Annotated in this window: 11 protein-coding genes and 3 pseudogenes; 13 read left to right on the top strand and 1 reads right to left on the bottom strand. The window is 59.1% G+C overall.

Going from position 1 to position 14,299, the window contains the following annotated elements:
- Positions 1–26: 26 nt before the first annotated feature.
- The 6 genes from ABMC88_RS17445 (at position 27) to ABMC88_RS17420 (ending at position 7,122) form a co-directional block, all read left to right on the top strand.
- Positions 27–1,019, top strand: a complete 993-nt coding sequence (locus ABMC88_RS17445) for a hypothetical protein (protein ID WP_349578160.1) — start codon at positions 27–29, stop codon at positions 1,017–1,019.
- Positions 1,020–1,295: 276 nt separating this feature from the next.
- Entirely contained in the window at positions 1,296–1,634 is a 339-nt protein-coding gene (locus tag ABMC88_RS17440) for a DUF736 family protein (RefSeq protein ID WP_349578158.1), read from the top strand.
- A 514-nt stretch (positions 1,635–2,148) separates the two neighbouring features.
- Positions 2,149–3,366 (top strand): plasmid partitioning protein RepA, encoded by a 1,218-nt coding sequence (gene repA / locus ABMC88_RS17435; protein WP_349578157.1) that lies wholly within the window; start codon positions 2,149–2,151, stop codon positions 3,364–3,366.
- Between the two features lie 72 nt (positions 3,367–3,438).
- Positions 3,439–4,434 carry a plasmid partitioning protein RepB gene (gene repB / locus ABMC88_RS17430; protein ID WP_349578156.1) on the top strand — a complete coding sequence of 332 codons (996 nt, stop codon included), beginning with the start codon at positions 3,439–3,441 and terminating at the stop codon, positions 4,432–4,434.
- A gap of 164 nt (positions 4,435–4,598) precedes the next feature.
- Positions 4,599–5,897, top strand: coding sequence for a plasmid replication protein RepC (gene repC, locus ABMC88_RS17425; protein WP_349578155.1), 1,299 nt, complete (start codon positions 4,599–4,601; stop codon positions 5,895–5,897).
- A gap of 52 nt (positions 5,898–5,949) precedes the next feature.
- Entirely contained in the window at positions 5,950–7,122 is a 1,173-nt protein-coding gene (locus ABMC88_RS17420; RefSeq protein WP_439655619.1) for an ATP-binding protein, read from the top strand.
- 214 nt (positions 7,123–7,336) lie between these two features.
- Here ABMC88_RS17420 and ABMC88_RS18600 read toward each other — a convergent pair.
- Positions 7,337–7,564: pseudogene (locus ABMC88_RS18600) on the bottom strand (hypothetical protein); the annotation flags it as partial.
- Positions 7,565–7,884: 320 nt separating this feature from the next.
- Here ABMC88_RS18600 and ABMC88_RS17415 point away from each other — a divergent pair.
- The 7 genes and pseudogenes from ABMC88_RS17415 to ABMC88_RS17385 all read left to right on the top strand — a co-directional run bounded on the left by ABMC88_RS17415 (position 7,885) and on the right by ABMC88_RS17385 (position 13,942).
- Positions 7,885–8,079, top strand: coding sequence for a hypothetical protein (locus ABMC88_RS17415; RefSeq protein ID WP_349578153.1), 195 nt, complete (start codon positions 7,885–7,887; stop codon positions 8,077–8,079).
- 68 nt (positions 8,080–8,147) lie between these two features.
- On the top strand, positions 8,148–8,507 hold the full coding sequence (locus tag ABMC88_RS17410) for a DUF2958 domain-containing protein (RefSeq protein ID WP_349578152.1): 360 nt from the start codon (positions 8,148–8,150) through the stop codon (positions 8,505–8,507).
- Positions 8,504–8,659, top strand: a complete 156-nt coding sequence (locus ABMC88_RS17405) for a hypothetical protein (RefSeq protein WP_349578151.1) — start codon at positions 8,504–8,506, stop codon at positions 8,657–8,659. The genes ABMC88_RS17410 and ABMC88_RS17405 overlap by 4 nt, the downstream gene beginning before the upstream one ends.
- Positions 8,660–9,004: 345 nt before the next feature.
- A pseudogene (locus ABMC88_RS17400) lies at positions 9,005–9,605 on the top strand (transposase).
- A complete protein-coding gene (locus ABMC88_RS17395; protein WP_349578150.1) occupies positions 9,592–10,545 on the top strand; it encodes a relaxase/mobilization nuclease domain-containing protein in 954 nt (317 codons plus the stop codon). The pseudogene ABMC88_RS17400 and the gene ABMC88_RS17395 overlap by 14 nt, the downstream one beginning before the upstream one ends.
- Positions 10,515–11,942, top strand: coding sequence for an endonuclease (locus ABMC88_RS17390; RefSeq protein ID WP_349578149.1), 1,428 nt, complete (start codon positions 10,515–10,517; stop codon positions 11,940–11,942). The genes ABMC88_RS17395 and ABMC88_RS17390 overlap by 31 nt, the downstream gene beginning before the upstream one ends.
- Positions 11,943–11,950: 8 nt before the next feature.
- Positions 11,951–13,942, top strand: a pseudogene (locus ABMC88_RS17385) (type IV secretory system conjugative DNA transfer family protein).
- Positions 13,943–14,299 lie beyond the last annotated feature (357 nt).

The following is a 14,299-nucleotide window of genomic DNA, read 5'->3' as shown; positions in this document are numbered from 1 at the left end:
TTGTCAGACCAAGGATTGGCGAAGATTTGCGCCAAGCATTCGATCCCCAGGGCCCCGCGTGGCTATTGGCGAAGCTCGCAGCAGGTAAGCCCGTTGAAACCATACCACTTCCAAAAGGGTCTGACGGCAACGCCATTCGCATTGGGACGAGCGGCAAGCTGCAGCGACTTGCCCGCGCACATGCCACTCGAGTCAATGACGCGGCCCACTACATCGTTCCAGCCAGGATACCCGTGACCATGCGCAACCTACACCCGGTTGTCGCCGCTTGGGTCGAGGACCACCGATCGGAGCAAAAGAAATGGAGGTCTGAAGCACGCGTGAGCCGACACAGGACTTGGGGCACACTATATGTGCCTGCTGATCTCACCGAACGCGACAAGTACCGGTTTCGCGTCACAAGCGCCCTTCTTAAGAGTTTCGAGGCAAGGACTGGGCGTGTCCTGGGAGGTGCTGTTTCCGGCAAACTCGAGCTGGAAATATCTGGCGAAACGTTCGAGATGCGCGTCGTTGAGAAGATGCGGCAGTTTCGCGGGAAACTCGCTGATCGGCCGCGCGATTGGACAGCCTTCCCACATCAACACAATGCAGGTCTTGCTCCGTCGGGATTTCTTCGGTTCACGATCACGACCTACTTTGTTGAAGGGATGAAGAAAGAATGGATCGAGACCGACAAGGTAAAGGCCGATGCGCTTCTGTCATCGGTTTTGGCAGGACTTGACCGTGTTGGTCCCGCGCTTGTTCAGTGGCGGCAGGACCGCGAGGAACGGCAAAGGCAATACGAGGCAGAGCAGCAAGCCCGGGAGGAAGCGCAACGCCTGGCGCGGATCGAGGAACAGCGATGGGACATGTTGCGGAGCCGGGCGGCAGATTGGCACGAGGCACAGCGCCTGCGGGCTTTCCTATCCGCCGTTCTCGAAAAGCGTAGCGTCCTTCCGGAGGAGATCGATGGTTTGCCTGCCCGTGATTGGCTCGCATGGGCGCAACGGCGTGTTTCGGAGTTCGACCCGTTGGCATGAACGGGACGCCCAGCCATGGCGAACCCGGTGCCGCGATCAAAGGATGCAGCAGTCACTGGCCGCGCCTTTCTCGGGGTTGCATGACATGCTAGTCGCAGGGCCTGCCCTGACCACAAAGGGCGGTGACCAGGATTTTCCCCTGCCCCGTCGCGCCATTCCGCGCGGACCAAAATCCAGCCCCCCCTGCCCTTCTCCGCTGCGCTCCGCCTTCGGTGTGTTCATCTCATCGGCCCTGCCTTTCGACCATCACTGCAACACCAAGAAAGGAACACGGCAATGACCACCGACTGCATCAAGTTTGAAACCGCTGACATCGAGACCGCCAAGGGCCTGGGTTCGATCTCGACATTGACCTTCGATCTCGACATCACCGTGGAGCCCGTCGGCAGCGACAACCCGATGGCACCGACCCATCGTGTCCTTGGTCGCTCCCCACGCGGTCGCCTGGTCGAATGCGGCGGGATCTGGAAGAAGCAGAACCCCGATACCGGGGCTGACTACTTCACGCTGACGATCCGTGATCACGGCTTCAATGCCAATCTCGGCAAGGCTGCAAATCAGGAGGATCCGGCAATGCAGGCCGTCATCCCCTGGGGCCCGAAAGACGCGGCCTAAGGTCACGAGCTGGCTGGCGCTGCCAGCCAGCGCTTCCGGCGCGGTCATGAGAATCGGTTCGCCCGATTCTGAACGAGAAGCTTTCCAGGTCGTGTTTCGGATCCGAGAGTCCGTGAATGGCATGCGCGTGCCCTGCCGTTCGTTTCTGGAAGCGCCTGGGTAGCGCTTACTGTTTCGATCAACGGTCTTCGGTGCCTGCAAATAGGCGGCCGATACTTGGCGTGCTAATTTTTGACAGCCGTGCAATTTAGAAAATAATAGGTAAAACATTATGTTAGGTGAGGTCAGCGCGTTTTGGCGTTGCCATGACTGCTCTCAAAGCCTTCGGATTGAGCAATATCTTGTGCTTAATCGTACTCCTTCCACGTTCTCTTGTGTTAGTGCCTAGAGAGTTCTGTCCCTCTCTGCCCGATGTGGTCGTTCAAGAAAATCGTTGTGGATAAGCCGATTCCGGTTTAAGTCACAGTTTAACGATAGAAATCGCGCTAAAAGCGATATTAGGCGAGGCGGCAGCATGGGATCAGAACCATTCCAAGGCGACAAAGGCAATATACCCTTTGATGAAATCATTCTCCAGCAGGGAGAACTGATTTCTGATCGCCTCAATATATTGCGTCAGCAGCAGTATCCACCCGATGCTCAAAAGGGATTGCGCCAGTTTTCCTTGGCGGAAGTCGCCTATTTCCTCGGTGTGACGCAGTCGACCATCAAAAAGCTACATCTCGAGGGCAAAGGCCCTGAGCCTGAGACCTCCTCGTCCGGACGTCGATCCTATTCTGCTGAGCAAATGTTGGAGTTGCGCGCTTATCTCGATGCCAATGGGCGCCCAGGCAAACGTCGTTACTTACCGGGGCGGTCCGAGGGTGATGAGCTACATGTTATTTCGGTCGTCAATTTCAAAGGTGGGTCCGGCAAAACAACGACTGCCGCGCACCTTGCTCAGCACCTCGCGCTCAAGGGGCACCGCGTACTTGCAATCGATCTGGATCCGCAAGCGTCGCTTACGGCGCTACATGGCATTCAGCCTGAGTTAGACTCTGTTTCGTCCCTCTATGAGACATTGCGGTATGACGATGAGCGCCAACCGATCAGCACGGTCATTCAGCCGACCAATTTTCCGAACCTGGATATTGTGCCAGCGAGTCTTGATCTGCAGGAATACGAGTATGACACACCGGTAGCTCTCACAAGCCGTGATCCTTCCGAGGGCCGCGCCTTTTTCACGCGCATTTCGAAAGCGCTCGAGGAAGTTGATGATCGCTACGATGTTGTGGTCATCGACTGCCCTCCCCAGCTCGGATATCTGACTCTAACCGCCCTTACAGCGTCTACTTCTGTGCTTGTGACTGTGCATCCTCAGATGTTGGACGTGATGTCCATGAGCCAGTTTCTTTTGATGCTTGGCGGTATTCTGCAGACCATCCGAGAAGCCGGGGCAGAGATGAAGCTGAAGTGGTTCCGATACCTCGTGACACGGTTCGAGCCGACCGATGGACCTCAAAAGCAAATGGTCGGATTTTTGCAGGCAATGTTCCCCGATCAAATGCTTGGCGCGCAGATGGTAAAGTCGACAGCAATCTCTGATGCAGGGATTACCAAGCAGACGCTTTACGAAGTCGAACGCGCGCAGTTCGTGCGCTCGACTTACGATCGTGCGATGACGTCTTTGAATGCCGTGAATGACGAAATCGTTGATCTTGTACACCAAGCATGGGGACGGGATCTGCCATGATTTTGACAGCCGTGCAGATTGGTTTTGACAGCCGTGCAAACGGCCGGACTCACAAGCATTTGGGAGAGCAACATGGCTAGAAAAGATCTGTTGAAATCCGTGATGGGTGACACTGCCCAAAGCACGTCTGGGTCCGAACGCTCGAGCTATGCAATGCGCGGTGCGTCAAAGTCTATGAAGGTTTCCATCGACAGCCTTGCCGAAAACTCCAAGCGCTTGCTCGAAGGCGAAACCATAGTCGAGATCGATACCGATCTGATCGATGCGTCATTTGTCAATGATCGCCTGAGTGGCGATGACGACGCATTTGATGAGCTGAAGAGTTCGATCGCAGCGAGCGGTCAAGATACGCCGGTTCTCTTGCGACCTCATCCAGAAGCCACTGGCAGGTACATGATTGTCTTTGGGCATCGCCGCGTTCGAGTTGCGCGCGCGTTGGGCCGTCCGGTCCGCGCTATTGTCAAAGACATGGATGATGTCGCGCATGTCCTTGCGCAGGGCCAAGAGAATACGGCACGTGCTGACTTGTCCTTCATTGAAAAGGCCTTGTTCGCTAAGAACCTTCGCGACCTTGGCCAAGACAAAGACATCGTTCAACAGGCCCTCACAATCGATGGAACGCTTCTATCGCGCATGCTCTCGGTTGCGAGCACCGTTCCAGAGCACTTGATTGAAGCGATTGGACCGGCAAAACAGATCGGCCGTGATCGTTGGGAAGACTTCAAGAAGCTGATGACAGAGAAAGCCAACGTCAAAGTTGCGGACCGCATCTTGGCAACCGATGGCTTTGATCAGCTGGATAGCGATACGAAGTTCGAAATTTTGCACAGCAAGGTGGCCGAAGCGGGCAGGGTGCCCAAACGGCGGAGCGCCAAGGCAGCGCCAGCAAAGCGCACGTGGACGGCTGGAGAAGGCCGTATCAAGGGCGTCGTTGGTCGCACAGGTCGCGCCTACAATATCTCGCTGACATCTAAGGATTCTGCTGGGTTTGGGGAGTTTCTCTCAGAGAACCTCGATCAGCTCTATGCGGATTATCTCGCTCAATCTGAGGAGACATCGACACCATGACCTGAGGCAAAAGAAAAGCCCCCAAGCCAAAGCGGCCCGAGAGCTTATCCGATTGATTAGACACCTATTGGATACCGCTCCCGCGAATCACTGTCAACGAAAGAACGTCGATTAGGCGAACGGGATCCTTTTGCCTCCACAAACCACGGAGGTGAAATACAGGCATGACACAGAGCGGTTGGCGCAAGCCGACGCCGGAACTTCTACAAGCCCAGCGGTTTGCAGAAGTCGGCGAACAGTTAACTATACCTAAAACACGGGCGATCGTTGCAACGAAGAAAGTCGCTGCGGCCATCGGATTGAAATCCCAAGACCTGCTTCTTCTCGATACCTTTGGAGCTGTCACACAGCCTCAGGACTGGGAGCAGGGCAGGCGGCCTATTGTCTGGGCGTCCAACCACTTCCTGATGGAGCAGACGGGGTTCTCTTTAGCCACACTGAGGCGCCATGTGCGGCGGCTCTGCGAAGTTGGGGTGATTTCAATGAAAGACAGCCCCAATGGCAAACGCTGGGGGCGTAGAGATGCGGATGGTGTGATTGTCGAGGCCTATGGCTTTGATTTAGCGCCCATGGCCGCACGTGCAGAGGAGTTTGAGGCGCTCTACGAGCACCTACAGGCCGAAAGAGCGCTCTGTGCGTCCTTGCGTAACGCAATCACCGTCACGCGGCGCATGATCCGCGCAAAGATCGAGAAGGCGCTAGAAGCGGGCCTGCGTGGACCATGGTCGAACCTTCTGGATGTGTTCAGAGAGCTTCTGGAGGGTCTTCCAGCGCGATCTGAGAGGGCAGGGGGGCTTGAGCGCTATTTGGACCGCATCAAAGCCTTCTTGGCTTCTGTTGAGCAATCTTTTGAAAGGGCTTTTGATTGGCCGACTGAAACGGATGTTACACAGTCTTCAAAGGCATCAAGTGAAGTAAAGAAAACTATAAATATGAAACCCACGAGTCTCGAAAATGAGACCCACATACGAACTACAAATGAACCTAATTCTGTAATTAGTAATCGCTTTGAAACAAAGCACGCGGCAAGCGTTGCGCCCAAAAAACCAGTGGTGGAGCCGGATGAGAAGTCAGAAGACGTTGATTTTGACATAAGTTGGAGTACCCATACCAATAAACGCAGTTCAGACATTGATGTGCCAACGCTAATGGCCTCCTGTCCGCATTTTGCAGAGATGGCACGCGGGTCTCAAGGCTTTATGCGAGATTGGAACGATGTGCACCGGGCAGCTGCGGCACTGAGGCCAATCGTTGGCATCTCCGAAGATGCTTGGAATGTGGCGAATAGGGTCTTGGGGCCGGCGGTCGCGGCTGCCTCCATCGCCCTCATCCTCGACAAATCCACGACTGGAGAGGTTAAATCTCCCGGCGGATACCTCCGCGGGCTTGTCGAGCGGGCCCAGGTTGGGGAGTTACACCTTGATCGCAGCTTCTACGGTCGATTGAGCGGGGCAGGGGGGTAATATGGCCTTGGTAGCCTCAAAAACCTTGCAAATCTTCCAACATATGGAATAAATGCAAGGTATGATCGAACGTGCTGATAGAAGACTGGTCGAGGAGGCCTTGGAAAATCAGGCAGGTGTCGTCCTGCTCGGGCCTCGGCAGGTTGGCAAGACGACCTTGGCGCAAGACATCGCTGAAAGCCGTGATGCGGTTTACCTCGATATGGAGAGGCGCGCCGACCGGCAGGTGCTGGAGGAGCCCGATCTCTATCTGGACGAACAGGCCGGGCGGCTGGTGGTGATCGACGAGGTTCAGCTGATGCCGGACCTCTTCAAGGCACTACGGGGTCAGATTGACCGTAGGCGGCGGCAGGGGCACCGGACGGGGCAATTCCTGCTTCTGGGGTCTGCCTCGAATACGCTCTTGCACCAAAGCGCCGAGTCGCTGGCCGGTCGGGTGAGTTACCACGAACTGACGCCGTTCATGCCGTCCGAAGTTGGGGTGGATGCCGTAACCTCCCTTTGGCTGCGTGGCGGGTTCCCCGACAGTTTCCTCGCTAAAACAGACCGGGCCAGCCTGACATGGCGAGAAGACTTCATTCGCACCTATCTTGAACGTGATATTCCGTCCTTCGGCTTGCGTATCCCGGCCGAAACCTTGCGTCGGTTCTGGACCATGCTGGCCCACGAACAGGGCGGCTTGCTGAACGCAGCCAAGCTTGCGGGGAACCTCGGGGTCTCGGGCCAAAGCGTGGTGCGCTACCTCGATCTGCTGGTCGACTTGATGCTGGTGCGTCGTCTTCAGCCTTGGCACGCGAATGCGGGCAAGCGACTGGTCAAATCGCCCAAGGTTTACATCCGCGATCCCGGCCTGACCCATGCGCTGCTCGGAATCGGAACCATCGAAGACCTGCTTGGCCATCCAGTAGTCGGCGGGTCGTGGGAAGGCTTCTGCATCGAGGCCCTGATCGCCGCAGCGCCGCGCGGAACAGAGGCCAGTTTCTACCGCTCTTCAGCCGGGGCAGAGATCGACCTGATCCTGAAACTCCCGCGTGGAGACACTTGGGCCATCGAGATTAAGCGCACGACGCAGCCGAAGGTCACACGGGGCTTCCATATTGCGGCCGAGGAACTGGACGTGTCCGAGCGGATCCTCGTCTACGCCGAGACCCGCGAAGTGCCGGGGCAGGGCGGTGTGCGTGCCGTGCCCCTGATGACCGCCTTGGAGCGGCTTTCCGACGCTTGACCATATCGAGGCCAGGCCAGCACCTCCCTCGGATTCTCATTTGTAGAGAGCATTGAGCGTCGGCCGCTTCGCCTATTTTACGGCCGCCGGGTTTCTCCCCGTGCGAGCAAGGGATCGCGGGTCTGGCACATGCCGCCACTCGCGCAATGGCCTGCCCGCGCCGGTCGCGTTCGCTCCCCCGTGTTGGCCATACCCGTCTGGCTGTCCGCACGTCCCACTCGTTCAGGACCTTATTTACCCGCATCAACTCGGTCGTATGAAAGCGCGGCCAGGGTGAGTTTTCTGCCATCCGGTGCGCGAATTTTAGGTTGAAGGCCTTGGTCTGGCTCAGGTCGTTCCCGCCGTGGTCACGCGCGTAGGCGAGAGTCAGTTCCATCGCGCGCAGGAAGCGGGGATGATCGGGGACTGGATCGTCGTCAGCAATATCACGAAGGTGGACCATGCCATTCTTTAGCAGGACGAAGAGCGGATTGTCAGGAAGGACGTTGCCCCCGCTTGCGACCGGCGTTGTGCCTGAGAAATCCGGTCTTGTCCTCGCAGTTCGCATTGGGCGGTTGGCCGTCTTTCGCCATATCGGGCTCCTGTCGTTTTCTTACTGATGCAATCTCCGTGACCTGTCCTGTCTGACGGTCGCAAGCGCTCTTCAAGCAGAACTTTCCCCTGTCTGCTTCGCAGCCATTCCGCGCGGAGCAAAGTTCCGCCTGACAGCCGGTCCCAACGGTCCCGTGTTCCCGTTTGCATCGGAAACGAAAGGAGCCCGATATGGCCAAGTACTACACAGTCACCACCCCCGATACCGGCAAGGACGGCAAGACACGCTTCCACAAGGTCGGCGTCGCATTCCCTCAAAATGAGGGCGCCAAGTCCTTTATGACAATCCAGCTCTTCGCCAACCCGGTGAATGGTGAGTTGGTCCTCTTTGAGCCCAAGGCTGACGACGAACCAGTCGTCGAATGACCGCCTTACCCGGGGAGGGCGGATGGCCCTCCCTCAGCGCCTCACCCGAACATGAAAGGACCTGACCCATGGACCTCATCCCGAAAGACATCCTCAACAAACTCATTGCCCATGGCCGCGCCAACAAGGCCCGAATGGAAGCCGGTGAAGACACTATCGATCACCTGCCTGTCGTGAAGCTCTTCACACCTGATGCCGGGGCCACATGGCTTCTCACGGAGATCGACCCGGACCTGCCCGACCTTGCCTTTGGTCTCTGCGACTTGGGCCTCGGATATCCTGAACTCGGCTCGGTCAGCATGTCAGAGCTCAAGGCCCTTCGCGGAAAGCTCGGCCTCCCGGTTGAGCGCGACCTGCATTTCACGGCGAAGGCCCGGATCAGCGTCTATGCCGATGAAGCGCGTATCACTGGAGGGATCATCGCATGAGTACCAACATTCGAGCAGAACACGTCAGCGCCTTCGAGGCGCTGACATCTGGACAGTTCGAATACTTTGCCCTGTTCTCTTGTTTCTTGAACGGTGAACCGGCGGCTGCAATCGTCGCTATCGCTCCGCCTGAACGCGAGGATGAAGACTAACAGGTCACTCCACTCTTCGTCAGTGTGACCGACGCAATGGTGCTGACCAATCACGAAGGAACTAAAGTCTAAAAGCTGCCAGCTTGGGTAGCCTCTCATGAGGAGGATACCCGCTTCGCGCTCATGGTGTCGGGTGATCCATACCAACCCTGAACGGATTGTCCTTTTTCCTTCCCCGCAAGGCACTTGAGGTCCTCGCGCCCTCCGGGCGCTCGGTTCGAAACGGAATTCAAGACTGCCAACCAACCGCCCCGCCTAAAATATATTATTGAAGTATAGGTATACTAATGTAGGATGGGGGCAGCCTTGAATGAAGGTGGCAGGAAATAGGGGGTCTTTCTTCGCATGTCTCGCTCAAAACGCCTCATCGATACGGAGCGCATGGAGATCGTTCGCGAAGCTGCGGAAGGTGTGTCGACTTCAGTGCTGGCGGATCGGTTTGGTGTGTCGGTGCGGGCGATTCAGTACACGCTCAAAGCAGATGCCGAGCGCCAGACGGATGCTGCGATCCCGGTCTCAGCGGTCAGTGTGAAGGTCACGGCTGCGGAGCTTGCGGCGCTCGACGAGGTGTTGGCGAAGGCGGGGATCGAGAGCCGGGCCGAGGGGCTGCGGCGGCTCATTCAGGCGGCCGGCGGGGTGTTCGTTCCGGATGCGGAGGTGGCAGCCGAGATGGCGCGCTGCAGGGCCTCTCTGCACGAGGTCGGCAATGGGGTCGCGCAGATCGCCAAGCAGATGACGAAGGCCAACCGGATAGGGCAGGGGGCCGATGGTGGCACGAGTGCCGAGTTCACCGAATTGCGCCTTGCGCCTTGCGCAGATGCGCGGACTGGCGCGGTTCATCCTAGACAGTGCAGATGAGATCGACCTGCTCCTGCGGCGCCGTCGGGACGCGATGCAGCTGGAGGCCACGGCCGCGCTGAGGGAGTTTGCCCATGCGGCTGAATGATGCTGTTCATGCCGTTGCAGGCGAGGTCTTCCGGGACGGCTGGAGCCGCATCCGAGGCTCGATGCTGGGGCTGCACGTGGCCAAGCAGAGCCAGCTTGTGGGCGCCGCGGCAGGGCACCGCCCGGCGGTCTTCAAGGCGATCAGGGGCGGGGGCACGCAAACCAAATCGCAGCTGATGAATCAGCTTGATTACCTCACCACCAAGTCCACCCATATCGTGGACTCGAGCGGGTTTCTGGATGGCAAGACGAAGCTCGAGGCGGGTGACATCAAGGACCTCACCGAGCGCTTTGCCAAGCGGTGGGATGCGGGCTTCAAACCCAAGCTTGGCCAGACCACCCATATGCTCATGTCCTACCCAGTTGGCACGCGTGGCGAGGATGTGCGCGACATCGCGACGGACGTGGCCGAGCGGTTCTTCCAGACGGACGAGGGGCATTTCGACTACATCATCGCGGTGCATGAGGACCGCGATCACCCCCATGCGCATCTGGTGCTGAACCGTCGGTCTCAGGAAGGCGAGTTCTTCTTTCTGGGGCGCAACCATCGCTTCAACTATGACGATTTCCGCCTCGCCATGGTCGAGGAGGCGGAGAAGTACGGCGTGCGGCTGGAAGCCACGCGCCGGGTGGATCGGGGGCTCATGCATTACCCCGCCCGGACCAGCGAGGTCTATGCGGCGAAAGAAGAGGGGCGCGCGCCCCGCGAGCGGGAACGTGTGGGGGCCGACCTGACCCGAACACTGGCAGAGATCGCCAACACCAGAACTGTCTACCATTCGCTTGCCGTGGAGGCCTCCCGCGAGACCTCCGAGGTCCGGGGGGCCGCGAAGACATTGCCACGGCCCTCTTCCGCGCGGGCGACGTGCTGGCGCATGGCGGACAGGTGGACCGAACAGGAGACGTGTATATGGCCGAGGATCAAAGTTTCGAGGATCTGAGAAGCCTCTATGCGGAGAAGCTTGCGCGGGTGCAGGGCATGATCGTCGAGAAGTCTGACGCGGAACGTCCCGTGCTGGAAAAACGCCTCATCGAGATCCAGACGCAGGTCCAGCACATGCAGCCGCTCGGATTGCGTTCGAGCACGCTGTCTGAGGTGCCGTCGGAGGGCGGGGTCTACTCAGAGGCAAACATCCAAGAGAGCCAATTGGAGCGTCTCGCCGAGCCGCGCCTGCGCTCGCGGCTCGATGCAGCTCTGCGGGGCACCGGGATCAGCACATCGGAAGTGGTGGCCCGCATCGAGACCGGGGCCTCCAATGCGGCGCTCGAGCATCAATGGATCGCTGACGATCTCTCCAAGGTTGCTGAAGCCCGCGATCTTAACCTCGAACGACGCGCCGATCTGGAACAGGCGCGCGACATTCTCAACGATGTGCATGTCGAGCTTGGCACGCTTCTGGGACAGGAACAGGTGCTGCGCCGGGATGGCGTCATGGAAGCGGAAGCGGTCAGCGATCGGTTCCACCATCACGAGGACGCGGTGCGGGAGATGGAAGGGATAATCCGTCGGGAGATGCGCGCCGAGGGTCTGACCGCGCAGCAGATCGAGGATCGGGAGTGGGAGGTGGTCTCACGGGCAGAGCGCCGGATCGAGGCGGAGCAGCGCGCGTATCTCGAGGCACATCCGGACCTGCTCGCCCGCCCTGGCGATGTGATCGACCGATCCGAGCCCTACAGGGAGACCATCACCGATCCGAACCGCGCCAGCGAGATCACCCGCGAGGTCGACAGGATCATGGAGGGACGCGATCTCCGTACGCCCGTTGCGGATGCTGTCGCAGATGACTTCAAGGAACGCAATCCGGACATGCCGTCCCACCGCACCCGCGGGCTCGGCGCGACCTATGCCGCCGTCGTCGAGATCCGGGACACGGAGGCCATCAATCAGGTCCGCCTCGAAACCGAGATGCGCGACGGGCTTGGGTCTGGCACGCGCGACGCACTCCTCGCAGCCCGCGGCGAAACTGCGCCGCAGGCTGACCGTACCGACCGCCTCGCAGACGAGATTGCGCGTGTCCTGGACCATGAGCGGGCGGGGGAGTTGTCCGCGCCCTTCGAGACCGAGGCGGAGCGGGACGCTTTCCGAACCGAGGTCGCGCGGGTGCTGGATGACCGTCAACTTGAGCGGCTCACATCCGGGGATGCCGACGCGTTGGACAAGGTTCTCGAGGACCGTCTCGACCGGCTCTATGTCGCCAAGGTCTACCTGCAATCCGATGCGGCGACGGCCAACACCGAGGCGTTGCGCCAGGTGGTCGATGAACTCGCCGACGCCGAATACGAAAAACACCGCACCGCTGACGTGGATGGCGAGACCGAGCGGGGACAGGTCCATTGAGCGCCTCCATGGGAAAAGCGCGGATCGCCACGGGCGTCCTGCTGGTGACCGGGGCCATGGGCTATACCATCGCCTAGGCGGTGCTGACCTACCAGGATCTCGGCTTCGGGGCCGAGATCGACTTTGCCTATATCGCGCAGAACTATTTGGCGATCCTCGATCGCCGCCCGGAGGACGCGCAACTTATTCACCTGATCGTCGGCAGCTTCGCCGCCGCTGGGCTGATGCTGAGCCTCGCCCTCTCGGGGTCCGCCCTGACACGGTTTGGCCAGACCCATTGGCAGAGCGCGCGCGAGATGAAGGCCAATGGGTTCTTCGGGGCGCCGGGCACCGGGTTCATCCTCGGCAAGCTGGGGCCGCCGGGCTCCAGCGCCAACTACATCTGCTCCAAGGTCTTCCCCCATGCGCTGATCGTGGCCCCCACGGGCCGTGGCAAGACCACGGGCTTCGTCATTCCGAACCTGCTGACCTGGCAGGGCTCCGCCGTGACGCTCGATGTGAAGGGCGAGTGTTTCGAGGCCACGGCTCGGCACCGCGCAGCCCAAGGCGACAAGGTGTATCGCTTTGCCCCCACCGATTGGGAGGGCAAGCGCACGCATCGCTACAATCCGCTCCTGCGCATCTTCGAACTGAAAGATCCCGCGCGCCAGCAGATGGAATTGCAGCTCTTGGCGACGCTCTTCTTGCAAAGCGACAACGACCGGGTGCAGGGCCTCCTCAAGGGCGGGATCGATCTCTTCGTGGCGGCAGGCCTGCTGGCCTTCCAGCGCAAGCGCCCCACCTTGGGCGAGATCTACCGGATCGCGGCCTCGGGTGGGAACAAGCAGAAGGAATACTTCGCGCGGGGCCATGAGGTCGACAACAGGGCGGCCAAGCTGATCTTCACGCGGCTGGCCTCGACCAACAACGATAAGCTGACCTCCTACGTCTCGCTCCTGATGACCTCCGGACTCGATCAATGGCAGAACCCGGCCATCGATGAGGCGACGGCAGTCTCGGACTTTGATTTCCGCACGATCCGCAAGAAGCCCTTTTCGGTCTATCTCGTGGTCCAGCCGCTGATGGTGAAGCCGCTCGCGCCGCTGATCCGGCTGTTTTTCTCCGACCTGCTCTCGGCCATGCAGGAAAAGGATCCCGGGCCAGACGAGCCGTGGCCAGTGATGATCATGCTCGACGAGTTCAACCGTCTCGGCAAGATGCCCATCGTGGTCGAGAGCATCAAGACCCTGCGTACCTATCGCGGCCATTTGGCCGTGGTCACCCAAACCATCCCCGCCCTCGATGAAATCTACGGCGAGAACACCCGCCGCGCCTTGCAGGGCAATGCGGGGGTGAAGCTCTACCTGACACCTTCAGATGAAAAGACCGTCGAAGAGCTGAGCAAGGCGGTCGGCAAGACCACGAAGACCGTGGTCACGCGGTCGCAATCCATCGGCAAGAACCCCTTTGAAGGGCGCAGCCAATCAACACGGACCGAAGAAAGCTCCTTGCTCCCTGAAGACGAGGCCCGCCGCCTGCCGCTCGACGAGATCGTCATGGTGATCGATGCGCAAATGCCGGTCCGGGCGAAGCGGATCCAATATTTTGACGACCGGCTGTTCAAGGCGATCCATGCGGCGCAGACGGGGGAGTTGCCGTTTCCGAAGCCGGGAGGAGGTGGGTCGCAGGGCACGCTGCCGCCGAGTGCGCGCGCCATGCCGATGACACCGCCATCGGACGGGCCCCGTGGATCTGAAGTCGATGTGGATAGGGCACGCGAGGCTGTTGACAGCCAATCGTCAGGCCAACCGGATGTTTTTCCACAGAAGACCGCGCCTGTCGTTCAAGCCGTTGTTGCCGAGGCACAGCGCCAGATGGAGATGGATTTTGGGGGCCAGGTTGGGGATACCGAGAAAGCGGGCGTAGGCGACGAGTCGCAGATGCGCTCTGCCGTTGATGGTTTGAACGATATGGAAGCGATGCTACGGAAAGATGATGGTCATAAGCTTGTTGCTGGATAGGGTGCGGGCATGATTTTCTAACAGGCAGGGCAGAAAGTAGTCTCTCTGTACAGTTGGGAGCGGTCCCGCTGTCGTTTTCAAAACCGGACATTCAACATGCCGCCAAGAGAGTTCATTTTGCCGTTAACTCGCAACTAGTCGTGCATGGAAGCAGACGGTCGCAGCCATCCTTGCGTCAGTGGGGATTGGCCCCAGGATTGCAAAGGTTTGCCTGAAGCTGAATGCAGCTACATGTTGCCTTAATCTGCAGTTTATTCTGTGACCAAAGGTGTTCTAGTTGCACATTGATGAAAGATATTTGATACTTGGCGCACCGCGATTGAAGAGACTAATTGACGCAAAACACAGTGGCGAGAA

It is taken from the genome of Sulfitobacter aquimarinus, assembly GCF_040149565.1.
In the GTDB taxonomy this organism is placed as follows: Bacteria; Pseudomonadota; Alphaproteobacteria; order Rhodobacterales; family Rhodobacteraceae; genus Sulfitobacter; species Sulfitobacter aquimarinus.
This window is presented reverse-complemented; position numbering and strand designations above follow the sequence as displayed.